Origin of the sequence: Butyrivibrio sp. MB2005, from assembly GCF_000424285.1 — a bacterium.
In the GTDB taxonomy this organism is placed as follows: domain Bacteria; phylum Bacillota; class Clostridia; order Lachnospirales; family Lachnospiraceae; genus Butyrivibrio.
The window spans coordinates 28,113-45,392 of record NZ_AUJP01000015.1 but is presented as its reverse complement, the minus strand read 5'-3'; the positions used below and the strand labels follow the sequence as shown (position 1 = coordinate 45,392).

Here is a 17,280-nt window from a genome sequence, read left to right as displayed (position 1 = left end):
GCGCTTAGTGAGTTCTCGTAGCTCAGCTGGATAGAGCGTCCGCCTCCTAAGCGGAAGGTCGTGTGTTCGAATCACATCGGGAACGTTTAGAGAGAGGAAGCCAAAAGGCTTCCTCGTTTTGTATACGTAGATATTTGATAAACGAGGTCTTTTAATGATTTCAAATTTTTTTAATAAGGCAGGCAAAATACTATTATCCATGATAATTGCATTTTGCGTATTAACTGCTTTTTGCTTTTTCTATTCTAATACACCGGTACATTATGATGACCCTGATGGTGCCACTGATTACAGATGGGAACCCAAAACCTTCCATTCACAGATGACTGAAGGTTTTTCCTATGGCAAGACCAATAATGAGGGGTACTATGATACTACAGATTATGTAGAGGGAGAGGATATAGATATTCTCATAATGGGTTCTTCTCAGATGGAGGCATCCAATGTGCCCACCGGTTATTCTTCTGCAGCGCTGCTGTCAGAAAGTCTGCCGGATCTTAGAATCTATGACATAGGCGTGTCAGGCCACTACTTTGCAACCTGCGTTAATAACTTTGATGCGGCCATGGACAAATATAAGCCTTCAAAATATGTGGTAATTGAGACGGGTTATCTTCACTTCACATACGAAGAGCTTAATCAGATGCTTGATGGCACTGTAGAAACCATAGGCTCCCACGCAGGTGGCATAATAGGTGCGCTTCAGAAAAATCCTTTCCTCAGACAGATGTACTATCAGCTTGAGAGCTTCAAGGAAATAATCGGGCCAAGCGAAATAAAGGATAAAATAATATCTTTTGAAAAAGCAGGCGCTGCCACAGAAACAGTAATCGAAGAGAAAAAAGAAGATAATCTTTGCAATGAAGAGCTTCTAAGGGAAGTGCTTTCCAAGATAAAAGCGAAGGCGGATGAGAATGGAACTCATATAATAATCATTTTCCATCCCACAATGAGACTTGATCACGAGGGCGTCCTTACATACGACAATACAGACAATGACAGCCTTCAGTATGAAAGACTTTGCGATGAAGTCGGAATAAGCTACATCGATATGTCAGAGCGATTTGCTTCGGAGTACTATGATAACAACACTCTCGCCTACGGTTTTACAAATACCTCCGTGGGCTTGGGACACCTTAATAAAAAGGGACAAAAAATGATGGCAGATGAACTTTATAAATACATAGAGGAGAACAAATGACATTTTCATCAATAGATTTTTTAATATTCTTCTCTTTAGTACTTGCCGGAACGGCTTTTATAGAGCGTTTTTTTAAACAGAGAGTAAAAGAAATATTCCTTCTTTTGGCCAGCTTCTTTTTCTATGGCTATTGGGATTACCGCTTCTGCTTCCTGCTTTTGTTTGTGATAGTTGTGTCATATATTTCTGCGCAGCACACAGACAAAAAGCCCGCATTTGTGGCAGGTATTTTGGTACCATTATCGGTTCTTGGAATATTTAAGTATCTTGGATTTTTCATGGATACCTTTGAAGCCATGATAGGAAGGGACCTTGGTACACTCAGAATAATCCTGCCTGTTGGTATTTCATTTTATACCTTCCAGGCTCTTAGCTATGTTATAGATGTAAAAAGAGGAAAAATCCCTGTTGAAAAGGACTTTATAAAGCTCGCTTTATATGTAAGCTTTTTTCCCCAGCTGGTTGCAGGCCCTATTGTTCGTGCATCCGAGTTTTTGCCACAGCTCCGTGAAAAGAGATGCGTCAACTGGCAAAATCTTCAGTGGGGATTTCAGGTTTTTGCTTTTGGACTTTTCAAGAAAATAGTCCTTGCGGATCACATGTCCGTATTTGTTGATGATGTTTATTCAAAGCCTGCAGCTTTCAGTGCATTTTCACTGTTTTTTGCTACCATTACATATACCGTTCAGATTTACTTTGATTTTTCCGGATATTCAGACATGGCTATAGGCTGTGCAAAGTGCCTTGGATATGACTTTAGCAGGAACTTCAACATACCCTATATGTCCAGATCCATTTCAGAGCTTTGGAGAAGATGGCACATAAGCCTCTCCACATGGCTTAAGGAATATGTTTACATCCCCCTTGGCGGAAACAGAAAAGGACTGTACAGACAATGCCTTAATCTTTTCCTGACTATGCTTGTCGGTGGATTGTGGCATGGTGCTGCTTGGAAATATGTTTTTTGGGGCGGACTTCACGGAATCATGCTTTGCGTTGATAAGTTTGTTCCAAGGAAAAGTGAAAATGAGGTTGTGAGGGCGCTTAATATAGTAGATGCCTTTTTGTTTAACTCACTTTCATTTATATTTTTCAGATCAGAAAAATTCTCAGATGCAATTCTTATAATAAAGAGGATCGTTACCTTCCAGAAGGGTATAAACCAGCCCTTTGCCTGGTCCTTTATAGGATTTGCTGTACTCATTATTGCATCGATTATTGCAGACAGAAAAGCGAAAAAAGAAAACCGCCCTGTAAGCGGATTTTATCCTATACTTGACCTTAGTACAGTTAAGGGAATGACATTGTTCTTTATTGAGCTTGGACTTATACTGACTCTTGCCTACACAGGTGAGAATCCATTCGTATACTTCCAGTTCTAAATCGGGGGAAATAAAAACTTTAAATGGAGGAAAACAATATGCAGGACAGATTACCAAAGAGATCCGAAGTTGCAGCAGAGCTTACATGGCGACTTGAGGATATTTACGAGAACGAAGCAGACTGGCAGAAGGAAGTTGATAAAGCAATAGAGCTTTCAGGAGAGCTTGCAAAATACAGCGGAAAGCTCACTGAGAGTGCAAAGGCTTTATTTGAAGCATTAAATCTCTATGAGCAGATCGAGCTTTTAGAGAGCAGATTCCATGCCTATGCACACATGAGACATGATGAGGATACAGCTAATTCCAAATATAACGGAATGAACCAGAAATCCACATCTGCTCTTGTGGCTGTAAGCGAGAAGACATCATTTGTTGAGCCTGAAATCCTTGGGCTTTCAGATGAGAAGCTTGAAGCCTTCTACAGCGAAGAGCCTTCACTTAAGCAGTATGAGATTAAGATCAAAGAGATGAGAAGACTTAAGGACCACATCTTAAGTAAAGAGATGGAGCAGCTCCTTGCATCAACAGGCGAGATGGCAAACACTCCCTACACAGGCTTTAACATGCTCTCAGATGCAGACCTTAAATTCCCCAGTGTAGAGGATTCAGAAGGAAAAGAAGTTGTTCTTTCAAACGGAAGATTCGTTCCTGTTCAGATGTCCAAGGACAGGGAGCTTAGAAAAAGAGCATTCGAAGCATTCTATGGTAGATATGAGGAGTTCAAGAACACCTGGGCTGCCCTCTATGACGGTGAAGTAAAGGCCAGAATCTTCAATTCAAAGGCAAGAAAATATAACTCCAACTTTGAAGCAGCAGTTGATGGAAATAATGTTGATCCTAAGGTTTGCGATATGCTTATCGAGTCAATCCACAAAGGATTTGATAAGATGCATCGCTACGTGTCCCTTAGGAAAAAGCTACTTGGCGTTGATGAACTTCACATGTATGACGTATATGTTTCAATGATCAAGGACTTCAACATGGAGGTTGATTACGAGACAGCTAAGGAGATTTCCTTGAAGGCTCTTGCACCTCTTGGTGAAGAGTATCTTTCAATTGTGAAAAAAGCTTATGAAGATCGCTGGATCGATGTGGTTGAGAACGAAGGAAAGAGAAGCGGTGCTTACAGTAGCGGCGCTTATGGCGTACATCCCTATATGCTTCTTAACTACAACAGCACTTTAGAAGATGTATTTACACTCGTACATGAGATGGGACACTCAATGCACACCTGGTATTCAGACCATGCACAGAGCATCTTTAACGCAGATTACAAGATCTTCGTTGCTGAGGTTGCATCCACAACTAACGAGGTTCTTCTTTATCACTACCTGAAGGACAATGCAAAGTCCAAGGAAGAGAAGGCATACATTATCAATCATTTCCTTGAAAGCTTCAAGGGTACAATGTATCGTCAGACCATGTTTGAGGAATTCGAGAGAAAGACCAATGAAATGGCTGAGAAGGGCGAGCCTCTGACAGCAGAGTCACTTTCAAATGTATACTATGAGCTTAATAAGCAGTACTTTGGCGAGGATATGGTTTCAGATCCTCAGATTGCATGGGAGTGGTGCAGAATACCTCACTTCTATTACAACTTCTATGTTTATCAGTACGCTACAAGCTTTGCTGCTTCAGTTGCTATTGCAAGCCGCATCCTCAAAGAGGGCGAGAGCGCAGTAGAGCAGTATAAGAACTTCTTAAAGAGCGGCTGCACAGACGATCCGGTTAGTCTTCTTAAGATTGCTGGAGTTGATCTTACTACTTCTAAGCCCATCGATGATGCACTTGAAGTATTCGGCGAAGCACTCAAAGAAATGGAAGAACTCTATAAATAAAATGAAACGCTCATCATCCGGTTACGGGTGATGAGCGATTTTTTATAGCGTAAACTTTTACAGATCAAATTATAATCTCTGTTTTGCGTATTGTTCAAAGGCAGCCACAGGGATTGGCCTTGAAAAATAGAAGCCCTGGAATACATCACAGCCAAGCTCAGATAAGTTATTAAGCTGATCCTTTGTTTCTATTCCTTCAGAGATAACTTCCATGTGTAGCTTTTTTGCCATATCTATAACGGATTCCAAAATAACATTGCTTCTGTCATCATCGCTGCATCTTTGAATAAAGCGCATATCAATTTTCAGAACGTCAGCCTTTAAATCCTTCAAGAGTCCAAGGGATGACGAACCTTTTCCAAAGTCATCAATTTCAACAGTAAAGCCATTTGCCTGAAGTTTCTCCATTGTTGCCATATTTCCGGACATTTCATCTGCAATGGCGGTTTCAGTAATTTCTATATGAAGCTTTGAAGGTGATATATCATACTTCTTGCAAAGAGAAGGAAAAATCTCGGCAATATCAAGGTAATAAAAATCCTTTGGCGATACATTTACTGAGAGGTAGAGATTATCAAATTCAGTTCCTTTCCATTTGGATAGCTGGTATGCAGCAAGATCCCACACATATTCATCAAGGGATCCTATAAGACCTACCTGCTCCAAAATCTCAATAAATTCCATCGGAGGAAGTATATCACCTGATGGAAGACACCACCTTACGAGACATTCGGCACCTTCGATCACTCCTTCTTTTGTAACCTGAGGCTGCAGATAAATTATGAACTGACCGCTTTTTAGATTTGATTTAAACTCGTTTATAATCTTCTGTTCATGGACTGCCTTCTCTAAAAGCTCATCCGTAAAGTATGCATAAAATACACTTTCGTCAGTCTTTATGGACTCAAGAGCCATATAGGAGCGGTCATACATTATGGAAATAGGGAGGTTCTGATTCTCTACATCAAAAATACCAAAATGCATAGTCAGAGTAAATGAAGGTGAATAGATAAGCTCTGCAACCTTTGAAGACAGCTCGGAAAGCCATTTCTCGAGATCATCTTGTTCATCTATGCACAGCGCAAAGTTTACACCGCCGCATCTTCCGGCAACTCCGGTGCTTCCGCTCATTTCCTCTAATATTTTGGCAATGCCTATAAGAACTTCATTTCCTTTACTGTTTCCAAAAAGAGTGTTAACCAGTCTGAAATTATCAACATCAGCAGAAATAACCAGATGCTTTTTTTCCGGATTATTGCTGATTAAATTACGGGCTCCCTTACAGAAGCCGTCCCAGTTAAGAATACCTGTAAGAGTATCATGGGTAGAAAGATACCCGCTTGTTTCCCATTTTGTTTTCTCTTCGTGGTAAGCTGCTTCAACAGCATCATCGCTAAAGGATATAAGCTCTAAATTACAGCAGTAGGGAGATTCGTCCTTTAAAGTCAGAATGATGGGAACTGATTGAATCTGGAAGGTCTTGCCGTTAAAATACTCGACACGGGTCTTTTTGGAGTGAGTGTGGCATGCTTGAAAACTGGTACAGTTGGCACACCTGTGATCTGCATTCCAAACGGCATAGCATTCCTTGCCAAAGCATAGCTCGCCCTCAGCAGAAACTGAGACTTCACGGCATTCTTCAGCATCAACAAGCCTTACGATGTCAAACATGACTCGCATGGAATCCATGGCTATATTTATTTCTTTATATGAATATGTTTTGACATGTTCAGTGTTTTCGTTAGTCATATTCTGTATCCTCGAAACAATTCTATATTAAATTATAAATCACATATTTTGGAAAAAACTGATATTAAGGGTTTTTTAATGGAATTTTAATAAAGGAGTTTGGTATGGAGGTTAACACGATAAAAAGCAAAAAAGAGCGATAAGTAGTACAATATGATAAAATGGAAAAAAGTCTATCCAAATAGATAATGGGGAGGGCATCATGGCGGAACCTGTAAGAAGAAAGAAAAATATAGAAGAAGGCGGAAATGGCGTCCACGTAAGAGGTGATGGTCTTGGAACAGGACCCGTTGGATCATCAGATGGATATAAAGGAAAAGGGTCAGGCGGCGGATCAAATGGCGGCGGGCCAAAGAGAAGCGGAGGCATAAGTCCTCTTTCAATAGTAGTTGTACTGGTGATACTTTTGCTTGGCGGAGGCGGCGGCCTTTCATCACTTTTCGGCGACTCACCGGAAACCACTGACACCGGTTCATATACGCAGACTACTACAACCGGCAATGTGGCTACAACTACAGATACTACGACACAGCAGACAACAGATAACGCCTATTCAAATACTACTCAGAGTAGTACTGCATCCTCATCTTCTCAGATGGGATCACTTCTTGGTTCCCTCCTTGGAGGCGGCACAGGATATTATGGCTCAGCTTCAAGTGCATGGGCAGAGGAGCCAAATACAGGAGTTCTCAATAAAGAAGTTATCGATGGTGCAAGAGCTAAGCGCACAGTTATTAAGGGTGATGGCAGCGATGTGACCACCATCATGGTATACATGTGCGGAACAGATCTTGAGAGCAGAAGCGCCATGGCCACCAAGGACCTTCAGGAAATGATGGCTGCAGATCTCTCAGATCAGATAAACATCATTGTATTTACAGGTGGATGTAAAAACTGGCAGAACAATGTAATATCCAGCTCAGTAAACCAGATTTACAAGGTTGAAAAGGGCGGCCTGAGAGTCCTTAATGACAACGCAGGTCAAAAGCCCATGACAGATCCTGACAATCTGGCATCCTTCATTAAATGGACTGCGGATAAATATCCTGCTGACAGATATGATCTGATTTTCTGGGATCATGGCGGCGGCTCTGTAAGCGGCTATGGATATGATGAGAAAAATGCTCAGTCTGGTTCGATGGGACTTTCAGGTATAAACAGAGCTCTTAAGGGCGGCGGAGTAACCTTTGATTTTATTGGCTTTGATGCATGCCTTATGGCTACTGTTGAGACAGCCCTTATGACTGCTTCCTACGGTGACTATCTCATCGCTTCAGAAGAGACAGAACCAGGTGTTGGCTGGTATTACACCGACTGGCTTAACGCATATTCAGCCAATCCCTCTATGGATACTCTTGAAATCGGTAAAAACATAATCGATGGATTTACCAAAACCTGTGAGAGTACCTGCCGAGGCCAAAAGACAACACTTTCACTTATAGATCTTGCAGAGCTTGAGAAAACTGTTCCTGATGAGCTTAAGGGCTTTGCCCAGTCCACATCTGATCTTGTTTCAGATAAAAACTATAAGACAGTTGCAAATGCCAGAGCACAGACAAGAGAATTTGCAGCTTCAACAAAGATCGATCAGGTTGACCTTGTTCATCTTGCTTATAATATGGGCACAGATGAAGGTAAAGAACTTGCAGATGCCATCAAGGGCTGCGTTAAGTATAATCGCACAAGCCAGGGTATGACCAATGCTTACGGTCTTTCCATGTACTTCCCTTACAGGAAATCCTCTAAGGTTGACAGCATGGTCAGCACCAGTGAAGCTATAGGAATGGATGAGAGCTATTCTGAATGTATTCAGAAAGTTGCTTCCATGCAGGTTGCAGGTCAGATGGCAGCAGGCGGAACGCAGACTCCGGCAGGAAGCCTTTTTGGAGAGCTTTCGGGTTCATCCTCATCAGCAAGCGGTGATGCCCTTATGCAGCTCTTTACCACAATGCTTTCAGGAAGCTATAGCGGAATTTCAGGACTTGATGCATCCAATACACAGTTCTTTGGAAAAGGTCTTGATCCACAGGATATGGCAGATTATGTATCAGCCAACCAGTTTGATGAAAACGCCCTTATGTTTGTGAAAAATGATGAGGACGGCGATGTAATTCAGATGTCAGCTGACCAGTGGGATCTTGTACAGGATCTTGAGGTCAATATTTTCTATGATGACGGAACAAGATATGTGGACCTGGGTCTTGATAACTCCTATGATATTGACGCTGATGGCAATCCAGTTGCACCTTCTGACAGAACATGGCTCTATATTGATGATCAGATAGTTTCCTACTATCATATTGATACTCAGGGAGATTCCGATAACTACGCTATTATGGGAAGAGTTCCTGTTATGCTGAATGATCAGAGAGCTGACCTTATCCTTATCTTTGATTCAGAGAATGAAGATGGATATGTGGCAGGCGTAACCTACGACTATGTAAATGGTGAGACAGATACGGTTGCTAAAAATCTGACAGAGCTGTCAGAGGGTGATAAGCTTGAATATATCTGCGACTGCTACGCATACGATAAGACCTACACAGATACCTACTTCCTTGGAGATCCCGTAATAGTTGAGGGCAGCATGGAAGATATGCATATCTCCAACAGAAGCGTGGGAGATGGAGAAATACTCGTATCCTTTAAATTTACAGATATTTACGGACAGGAACACTGGTCACAATCGCTTAAATACTAAAGAAAGACAGTAATAATTTATGGGAAACTATATTGTTTTTGATCTTGAATGGAATCAGGGGAAATCAGTTAAAGAAAGGAACGGGAAATCGCTGCCCTTCGAAATTATCGAAATAGGTGCGATCCGCCTTGATGAAAACATGAAAAGAACAGGTGAGTTTAACAGACTCATCTGTCCCCAGATTTATAAAAAAATGCACAAGATAACAGAGAATCTCATTCACATCACAATGGATGATCTTAAGAGCGGTGATGATTTTGTAACCGTAGTAAATGATTTTCTTAACTGGTGCGGTGAGGATCCCATATTCTGCACCTGGGGACCCCTTGATCTTACAGAGCTTCAGCGTAATATGGACTTTTTTGATATGAAGCTTTTATCGGACAGACCGCTTCCATTTTATGATGTGCAAAAGCTCTATAGTATCATGTATGAAGATGGAAAAATGAGACGTTCTCTTGAGCACGCTACGGACAGTCTTGGAATGGAGAAGGACAGTGCTTTTCACAGAGCCCTTTCAGATGCGGACTACACCGCAAGGATTTTTGTGGAGCTTGATAAAAAGGTTCTCTATAACTATTCCTTCGATAATTACGTGACTCCCAAGACCAAGGATCAGGAAGTTCATATTGTTTTTGATCACTATGCAAAATACATTTCCAGGGAATTTAAGACCAAGGAAGAACTCCTTGCTGATCCTGAAGTAATGGGCACAAAGTGTTATCTTTGTAATCACCCTTTAAGACGAAAGATTAAATGGTTTTCCATTAACGGCAAGCACTTCTACAGCGTATCCATCTGTAAGGAGCATGGCTATATGAAGGCCAAGGTCCGTGTTAAAAAGACAGAACGTGACAGGTACTATGCCGTTAAGACCCTTAAGTTTATTACAGAAAAGGAGATGCGCGAAGTAAAAGCAAAATCCGAGAAAAAGAAATATTAAAATCTCGGACCGCTTCTCTTTCTGGCTTCCTTCTTTCTCCTTGAAAGACGCTTTCTGTCCTCGCGGCTTCCACCGAAGCTGTAGGTTGAAATGAGAGCGCTGATATATATTGATAAAAGCAGCAGTCCTCCGGCTACCAAAATGCCGGAAAGGACTGTTTTTATATTAATGTAAATAGTCTTTTCAGGATCAGATTTATCAGAATCAGAGGAAGCCCCTGAATTTACCACAATATGTCCGTTTCCAATAGGAACTCCGCTGAAAAAATATTCGATGGTTGCTACAGATTCAGGTGAATTCTCATCATTTGTGTATAGAATCTTGGATGTGGCATCCGATAATTCAGCAGTCAAAGGAAGACAGACATAATCATTTTTGGTGAATTCAAGAGAAGCTCCCTTTATGTTGAAAATATCCTCACCCTGTGAGAAAAAGGAGTTGTCCTTAGGGATATATCCTGTCTCTTCGCTTTTTACATTGACTGCCTTAAAGTTATTAAAGCCATAATCAAAGAGCTGAACGGTATCTGTAAACTGCGCAGGAGATTCTTCCTTCAAAATAACGCAGACAAGCTTCATGTTACCGCGCTCAGCACAGGTTACAAGAGTCTCTCTTGCAAGATCTGTGTATCCTGTTTTTCCTCCGATAATTCCTGTGTAAGGTATCTCGCCGCTTATAAGTTTGTGCTTATTGTTTAGATAAAAATCATCAGGCTGCCCTGCACTTGGCTCAAAGTGATAGCGTGGAGTATTTCCAACTCTGCACAAAAGCTCATTTGAGAAAAATTCGCAGCCGATAAGAGCAAGGTCATAGGCGCTTGTGTAGTGGTCGGAATCCTGAAGTCCATTGGTATTAACAAAATGAGTATTGGTGCAGCCAAGAGACTTGGCCTTTTCATTCATAAGATCAACAAATCCCTGGATTGATCCGCAAAGATTCTCTGCTACAGCATTTGCAACTTCATTGGCACTACCAACCATAATTCCGTAAAGGCATTCTTCAAGAGAGAGGTATTCTCCTGCATCCATACCGATATTTGATCCATCGGCAGGAACGGAATGAATGGCGTCATAAGTGAAATTAATAGTATCCGACAAATTCCCCTTCTCAACCGCAAGAAGACAGGTCATGATCTTGGTGGTACTTGCAGGATAAAGCTCCTCATGTATGTTCTTGGAGTACAAAATTGTTCCTGTATTGACCTCCATGAGAATAGCAGCCTCAGCGCCGATCTCAGGACCTTCCGGCCAGCCGGCAATGGAGTTACTCTCAATAGGAAGAAGCTTTCTCTCATTAGCAGCTTCCTCAAGAGTCTCTGCCATAACAAAAATGCCGGAGTTTACAAATATAAGCACTGCAAGAAGCATTATTGATATTGTTTGTAATTTTCTAAATTTCAATTTATTTTGCTCCAAATACAGATAAAAATATGAAAAATTTCTTATTTTTCAGTCAAACAGTATAAAGTTTCTGCCCATTTATGATACACTAAAAGAGAAGGAAAATGAAAGGTAAATGTTTTAATGCGTTTAAGAAATATCTCCGGATCCAGAGAGCGAATTGCGGAGTCACCCTTCGCTATAGATAATCCCGAAGAGCACAAAGGGAAATGGAAAGAAGTATTTGGAAATGACAATCCTGTCCGTATCGAGGTTGGAACAGGTAAGGGCAGATTTATAATGGATCTGGCAGCAGCCAATCCTGATATAAATTATGTAGGAATTGAGAAGTACTCAAGTGTACTTTTAAGAGCTATTCAGAAGCAGACAGAGCTTGAACTTAAGAATGTCAGATTTATCCGTATGGAAGCTGAGATTTTAACAGAGGTTTTTGATAAGGGTGAAGTGGATAGGATTTATCTTAATTTTTCCGATCCCTGGCCCAAAGAAAGACACGCACAGAGACGACTTACATCTAGTACCTTCCTTAACAGATATGATCATATTTTAAAAGAGGATGGACAGCTTGAGTTTAAGACAGATAACAAGGAGCTGTTTGATTTTTCACTGATGGAGCTCAATACTGCAGGCTGGCACGCAGAGGCAGTGACCTTCGATCTTCATAACGACGCAGCTATGAACGAAGGCAATATCATGACAGAATATGAGGAACGGTTTTCTGCAAAGGGCAATCCGATCTTCAAATATATTATTAAAAGGTAAGTACTTTAAAATCTAACACAGCGATATGAGGGATATCGCGGAAAGAGGTGGACAATGGCGGAGTATACTTTTACTACAAAGAACTTTGAAGAAGAAGTTCTCAACAGCAAGATTCCGGTTCTTATCGACTTCATGGCTGATTGGTGCGGTCCTTGTAAGATGATGGCACCCATGATCGATGAGTTTGCCAAGGAGTACGATGGGGAGCTTAAGGTTGGCAAGATCAACGTTGATGAGCAGCCTGAGATTGCTCAGAAATACGGAGTAATGTCAATTCCCATGTTTGCCTTTATTAAAGACGGTGAGCTTGTAGACTCTGCAGTTGGTGCTCAGAGTAAGGCTAAGCTCCAGAACATGATCGACAAGATCGTTTCATAATTATAATGATTTTCATGGCCTCTCCGTAAAAGGAGAGGCTTTTTCTTTGCCCGGGATGAAGATGATATTGTTTTGTGATAAAATATCTTTTGATTTAAGTAAATGCCTTTTGATTTTGATAAAAAGAGCCTTGCTTATTTCAGGGGGAGATATTAGCCTGAAGAATTCGGAGGAGAGCTTTTGGCAGATAATATCAGAAATTTTAATGATTATAGGAAAAAAGTAAATATAGAAAATCAGGATACTGAGGAGATAAATATCGAGATTCAGGATCCCTTAGACTTTTTGTCAGCAAGTGAACGTGAAGAGTACTACAGAACTCAGCATGAAGCCATGGACAGGGAAAGGGAGAGCTTAGATGAGGATTCTTCTGAGTTCTACTTTGATGACGAGCCTCCAAAACAGCAGAGGGATGAGACCGGATACCAGGTAAGGGAAGAGCAGGAAGATATAGAGGACTATGAATATGAAGAAAGACCTGCTCGCCGCCCTGTAAGAGAACCTGCAAGGAAGCCTTCCCGCAAAGCAGAAAAGAAGGTTTCAAGAAAAGAAGAAAAGAAAACTTCTCGAAAAGCTGTGAAGGAATCATCTCGTGACAAGGGCAGAAGAGGCCGAGATGAAGATGACTGGTTCGATGAGGATGAAGATATGGGAGGCGGCATCAATCCATATGTTGTTGTAAGGATTGCTTCTGCTCTTACAGGAATTTTCATTCTTATCCTTATGGGAATGATATTTAAGGTTAAGGTCTATGATGTTTATCTAAAGCCGGACCCGGATGAAGTGCGAGGAACCGTGCAGGTAGGTCAGGTTGCAGGATATACCTACACAGACGATAAGGTTGTGACTACCACAGAGCTTAATCTCAGGAATACTCCCAGCACAGTGTCGGATGACTTTATTGAGGTGCAGGTTCCTGAGGGTACTGTTCTTGACAGAATAGCCGTAAGTGATGATGGAGTTTGGGCTCAGGTAGAGTACGAAGATAAAGTCCTCTACTGCGTTATGAAATATCTAAGGGTGGAAGAATAAAGAGCTTCGATTGTTTCTTACAGGCATAGCAGCGCTGTGAGAAATAAAGCAAAGAAAAAGCTGCTCCTTACGAGAAGGAATGCAGCCATGAATAAAATGGATCAAGAGCTTCTGACAGTTCATCATATCTGTCTGCAAGCTCTTCGATTTTGTCAAAGATCTGCGCCGATGCTATTTTGCCATCCATTGCGGCAACCAGCCTCTGTGAGCTTTTTGATTCAAGAGAGCGAATGTCCATATGTATAAGGATTTCTTCATGCAGATCAGATACTGCTTCAAAGAGTGCAGGATACTTCTTTTTTACATAAGAGAGCTCATCAAGCAGAGTCTCACGCCTTTGCAGGAAAAAGAGGATGTATACAGGCTCCACAATCTCTCTGGGCTCTATCTCCTCAATGTATGAACCATCCTCATAATCCCTTGAGGATGCATAGTACTCACAGATTTCCTGGATAAAGGGGCTTACGCGCTCATCGTCATATAATTTTTGTAATTCGTTAGTGTAAGATTCTTTCATGGTTATGCCTAATAAGTGATATAGTAAAATAAATATTTTCTTTAACTACTATACAACAACGAGGATAGATATGAGAATAGGAATTTTTGATTCTGGTATGGGAGGCCTTTCTGTTTTACATGAAGCCTACCATCTTCTTTCAGATCAGGAATATATATTTTATGCGGACACAGAGCATGTACCCTACGGCCTTAAGACAGAGGAAGAGATAAAGGGATATGTTGATGAGATAGTCCGCTTTCTTATGGAAAAGGGAGTAGATGCCATAGTTATCGCCTGCAATACTGCCACAAGCGTTGCGGCTTCCTATGTCAGAGGAAAATATGACATTCCCATACTTGGCATGGAACCCGCAGTTAAGCCTGCCGTTGAAAATACCAGCGATGAGAGCAGAATTCTTGTTATGGCTACACCGGTTACTCTAAGGGAAGAGAAGCTGGCAAGCCTTCTAAGCCGAGTCGACAATCTTCACAGGGTTGATCTTCTTGAAATGCCAATGCTTGTTACCTATGCAGAGAGAGAAGAGTTTGATTCAGAGGAAGTAAAAGAATATCTAAAGAAGCAGTTTTCTTCTTTTGACATATCAAAATACAGTGCACTGGTTCTTGGTTGTACTCACTTTAACTACTTCAAACCGCTGTACAGAGAGATCCTTGGAGACAGCATAGAACTGGTGGATGGTAACTATGGAACCATCAGACATCTGGGTGATGTAATGGGGATTAATGTTAAAAACGATTCGAATTGTACGATGAAATTTAACGCACCACAAGATATTGTGGTTAATCATAATACTACATACTACGAGTCGGGATACGAAATTACGGATAACAATAGATTGTCAAAGTACCTCAGAATGCTGAACCGCCTTGAACTTATGCGAAATTTTTAATATCGATAAATTGTCACTTGATTTATACAACATAATGTATTATAGTTTAATTGTAGCCACAAGATATAGTTTTCGTGTGGCTATAATCATCTAAATCTAGTACGGGATCGGGTACATAGGGGGTGCCTGATTGTTGTAGAAATCATAGGGGGTTCACCAGTGAAAATTATCAAGAGAAGCGGAAAAGAAGTCACTTTTGACGGCGCGAAGATCCTTGCAGCAATAGAGAAGGCTAATAAGGAAGTTACACCGGATAAAAGCTTGTCTGCGGATCAGATCAAGAACATAGAGGCAAAGGTAGAGGAGAAGTGCGGCCTTCTCACAAGAGCAGCAAACGTGGAGGAGATCCAGGATATGGTCGAGGACGGCCTTATGGAATCCGGCAAGTTTGAGGTTGCACGTAAGTACATTACCTACCGTTATCGTCATGCCCTGGTGCGTAAATCAAACACCACCGATGAGCAGATTATGTCTCTTATCGAATGCAATAACGAAGAAGTAAAACAGGAGAACTCCAATAAGAATCCCACAGTAAACAGTGTGCAGAGAGACTACATGGCAGGCGAAGTAAGCCGTGATATTACACGTAGATTCCTTCTCCCTGAGGACGTTGTTAAGGCTCACCAGGAGGGAATCATTCATTTCCATGATTCAGATTACTTTGCTCAGCACATGCACAATTGCTGTCTTGTTAACCTCGAAGATATGCTCCAGAATGGCACAGTTATTTCTGAGACCATGATCGAGCGTCCTAAGAGCTTTTCAACAGCTTGTAATATTGCAACACAGGCAATCGCACAGATAGCAAGTTCACAGTATGGTGGACAGAGTATTACTTTGTCACATCTTGTGCCTTTTGTAGATGTAAGCAGACAGAAATTCCGCAGAGAAGTACGTAAGGAATTTGAGGATGCAGGAATGCAGGCATCCGATGATCAGATAAATGAGATAGCCGAGATGCGTGTACGCAAGGAGATCGAGCGAGGAGTTCAGGTTATCCAGTATCAGGTCATTACTCTTATGACTACAAATGGTCAGGCTCCTTTCATTACTGTTTTCATGTACCTCGACGAAGTACCGGAGGGACAGCTTCGTGACGACCTTGCGCTTGTTATTGAGGAGATGCTCAAGCAGCGTATCATCGGCGTTAAGAATGAGAAGGGTGTTTATATCACACCTGCTTTCCCGAAGCTGATCTACGTCCTTGACGAGGATAATATCCATGAGGGTACACCTTACTGGTATTTGACACAGCTTGCAGCAAAATGTACAGCAAAGAGAATGGTTCCTGATTACATCTCTGCCAAGAAGATGAAGGAATATAAGAACGGCGACGTTTATCCCTGCATGGGTTGCAGAAGCTTCCTTACTCCCGATAACAAGGGACTTGGAGAGAATAAAGAGCACAAGTATTACGGACGTTTCAACCAGGGTGTTGTTACCATCAACCTTGTTGACGTTGCCTGCTCTTCAGGAAAAGATGAGAATAAGTTCTGGGAACTGATGGAAGAGCGTACAGAGCTCTGCAAAAAGGCTCTTATGTGCAGACACAACCGTCTCCTTGGAACACCTTCAGATGTAGCACCTATTTTATGGCAGTTCGGAGCACTTGCAAGACTTAAGAAGGGTGAGAAGATCGACAAATTATTGTTTGATAACTATTCCACAATCTCACTCGGCTATGCAGGACTTTGCGAGTGTACCAAATACATGAAGGGCGTTACACATACAGATCCTTCAGGAAAAGACTTTGCACTTCGTGTTATGCAGTTCATGAACGATAAGTGTGCTAAGTGGAGAGAAGAGACCAACATCTCCTTCAGCCTTTACGGAACTCCCCTTGAGTCAACAACTTATAAGTTCGCAAGAGCACTTCAGAAGCGCTTTGGCATGATCGAAGGCGTTACTGATAAGAACTACATCACAAACAGCTATCACGTTCATGTAACAGAGAAGATTGATGCCTTCACCAAGCTCAAGTTTGAGTCTGAGTTCCAGGCACTTTCACCGGGCGGAGCTATCAGCTATGTTGAAGTTCCCAACATGAACAACAACATCGAGGCTGTTCTTGCAGTTATGCAGTACATTTATGAGAACATCATGTATGCTGAGCTGAACACCAAGAGTGATTACTGTCAGTGCTGCGGTTACAACGGCGAGATTCAGATTGAAAATGACACAGACGGCAAGCTTATCTGGGTATGCCCGAATTGTGGAAACAAAGATCAGACCAAGATGAACGTAGCAAGACGTACCTGTGGATATATCGGAACCCAGTATTGGAACCAGGGACGTACACAGGAGATTAAAGAGCGCGTACTGCATCTTTGATGCATGTTGCCATAGAATCCCTTTTGATCCGGAGCGGTCGAGTATTTCGGTGGATCAGGGAGGAGTAAAGGTATATAAAAAATGGGGAGAAGGAGCTATCTTAGGGTAGCTCCTTTCTAAACCTTAAAATATGTAGTAGAAATAAGAGGAAATT

13 protein-coding genes and 1 tRNA gene are annotated in these 17,280 nt (G+C 41.6%); 11 read left to right on the top strand and 3 right to left on the bottom strand.

Going from position 1 to position 17,280, the window contains the following annotated elements; all coding sequences use genetic code 11:
* Positions 1-11: 11 nt before the first annotated feature.
* From G610_RS0108890 to pepF, 4 genes are all read left to right on the top strand, one after another.
* Positions 12-85 (top strand) — tRNA-Arg (locus G610_RS0108890).
* A 69-nt stretch (positions 86-154) separates the two neighbouring features.
* A complete protein-coding gene (locus tag G610_RS0108885; RefSeq protein WP_026524495.1) occupies positions 155-1,201 on the top strand; it encodes a hypothetical protein in 1,047 nt (348 codons plus the stop codon).
* The gene (locus G610_RS0108880) at positions 1,198-2,583 is read left to right on the top strand and encodes an MBOAT family O-acyltransferase (RefSeq protein ID WP_026524494.1); all 1,386 of its coding nucleotides are present in this window, start codon (positions 1,198-1,200) and stop codon (positions 2,581-2,583) included. Before G610_RS0108885 ends, G610_RS0108880 begins: the two co-directional genes overlap by 4 nt.
* A gap of 38 nt (positions 2,584-2,621) precedes the next feature.
* Positions 2,622-4,421 (top strand): oligoendopeptidase F, encoded by a 1,800-nt coding sequence (gene pepF / locus G610_RS0108875; RefSeq protein WP_026524493.1) that lies wholly within the window; start codon positions 2,622-2,624, stop codon positions 4,419-4,421.
* A gap of 69 nt (positions 4,422-4,490) precedes the next feature.
* Here the strand turns inward: pepF and G610_RS20315 are convergent, their stop codons facing one another.
* Complete coding sequence (locus tag G610_RS20315; RefSeq protein WP_051197885.1) at positions 4,491-6,170, bottom strand: putative bifunctional diguanylate cyclase/phosphodiesterase; 1,680 nt, start codon at positions 6,168-6,170, stop codon at positions 4,491-4,493.
* A 202-nt stretch (positions 6,171-6,372) separates the two neighbouring features.
* Between G610_RS20315 and G610_RS0108865 the strand changes: the two genes are divergently transcribed.
* The gene (locus G610_RS0108865; protein WP_026524492.1) at positions 6,373-8,871 is read left to right on the top strand and encodes a clostripain-related cysteine peptidase; all 2,499 of its coding nucleotides are present in this window, start codon (positions 6,373-6,375) and stop codon (positions 8,869-8,871) included.
* A gap of 19 nt (positions 8,872-8,890) precedes the next feature.
* Positions 8,891-9,814 carry a 3'-5' exonuclease gene (locus G610_RS0108860; protein ID WP_026524491.1) on the top strand — a complete coding sequence of 308 codons (924 nt, stop codon included), beginning with the start codon at positions 8,891-8,893 and terminating at the stop codon, positions 9,812-9,814.
* Here the strand turns inward: G610_RS0108860 and G610_RS0108855 are convergent.
* On the bottom strand, positions 9,811-11,214 hold the full coding sequence (locus tag G610_RS0108855) for a D-alanyl-D-alanine carboxypeptidase family protein (RefSeq protein WP_242829630.1): 1,404 nt from the start codon (positions 11,212-11,214) through the stop codon (positions 9,811-9,813). The genes G610_RS0108860 and G610_RS0108855 overlap by 4 nt on opposite strands.
* 123 nt (positions 11,215-11,337) lie before the next feature.
* On the opposite strand from G610_RS0108855, the gene trmB reads away from it, so the two are divergent.
* The 3 genes from trmB (at position 11,338) to G610_RS0108840 (ending at position 13,386) form a co-directional block, all read left to right on the top strand.
* Positions 11,338-11,976: a tRNA (guanosine(46)-N7)-methyltransferase TrmB gene (trmB, locus tag G610_RS0108850; protein ID WP_026524489.1), complete on the top strand. Its 639-nt coding sequence runs from the start codon at positions 11,338-11,340 to the stop codon at positions 11,974-11,976.
* Positions 11,977-12,030: 54 nt separating this feature from the next.
* Positions 12,031-12,354, top strand: coding sequence for a thioredoxin (gene trxA, locus G610_RS0108845; RefSeq protein ID WP_026524488.1), 324 nt, complete (start codon positions 12,031-12,033; stop codon positions 12,352-12,354).
* Between the two features lie 180 nt (positions 12,355-12,534).
* Positions 12,535-13,386, top strand: coding sequence for a hypothetical protein (locus G610_RS0108840; protein ID WP_026524487.1), 852 nt, complete (start codon positions 12,535-12,537; stop codon positions 13,384-13,386).
* Between the two features lie 67 nt (positions 13,387-13,453).
* Here G610_RS0108840 and G610_RS0108835 read toward each other — a convergent pair whose 3' ends face one another.
* Entirely contained in the window at positions 13,454-13,903 is a 450-nt protein-coding gene (locus G610_RS0108835) for a hypothetical protein (protein WP_026495426.1), read from the bottom strand.
* A gap of 70 nt (positions 13,904-13,973) precedes the next feature.
* On the opposite strand from G610_RS0108835, the gene murI reads away from it, so the two are divergent.
* Positions 13,974-14,795, top strand: coding sequence for a glutamate racemase (murI, locus tag G610_RS0108830; RefSeq protein ID WP_026524486.1), 822 nt, complete (start codon positions 13,974-13,976; stop codon positions 14,793-14,795).
* Between the two features lie 159 nt (positions 14,796-14,954).
* Positions 14,955-17,126, top strand: a complete 2,172-nt coding sequence (nrdD, locus tag G610_RS0108825) for an anaerobic ribonucleoside-triphosphate reductase (RefSeq protein WP_026524485.1) — start codon at positions 14,955-14,957, stop codon at positions 17,124-17,126.
* The last annotated feature ends 154 nt before the right edge of the window (positions 17,127-17,280 follow it).

Excerpts from the sequence above, each read along its gene's own strand:
- G610_RS0108885 (WP_026524495.1), top strand. The coding sequence starts at position 155 with ATGATTTCAAATTTTTTTAATAAGGCAGGCAAAATACTATTATCCATG.
- G610_RS0108880 (WP_026524494.1), top strand. The coding sequence starts at position 1,198 with ATGACATTTTCATCAATAGATTTTTTAATATTCTTCTCTTTAGTACTT.
- pepF (WP_026524493.1), top strand. The coding sequence starts at position 2,622 with ATGCAGGACAGATTACCAAAGAGATCCGAAGTTGCAGCAGAGCTTACA.
- G610_RS20315 (WP_051197885.1), bottom strand. The coding sequence starts at position 6,170 with ATGACTAACGAAAACACTGAACATGTCAAAACATATTCATATAAAGAA.
- G610_RS0108865 (WP_026524492.1), top strand. The coding sequence starts at position 6,373 with ATGGCGGAACCTGTAAGAAGAAAGAAAAATATAGAAGAAGGCGGAAAT.
- G610_RS0108860 (WP_026524491.1), top strand. The coding sequence starts at position 8,891 with ATGGGAAACTATATTGTTTTTGATCTTGAATGGAATCAGGGGAAATCA.
- trmB (WP_026524489.1), top strand. The coding sequence starts at position 11,338 with ATGCGTTTAAGAAATATCTCCGGATCCAGAGAGCGAATTGCGGAGTCA.
- trxA (WP_026524488.1), top strand. The coding sequence starts at position 12,031 with ATGGCGGAGTATACTTTTACTACAAAGAACTTTGAAGAAGAAGTTCTC.
- G610_RS0108835 (WP_026495426.1), bottom strand. The coding sequence starts at position 13,903 with ATGAAAGAATCTTACACTAACGAATTACAAAAATTATATGACGATGAG.
- murI (WP_026524486.1), top strand. The coding sequence starts at position 13,974 with ATGAGAATAGGAATTTTTGATTCTGGTATGGGAGGCCTTTCTGTTTTA.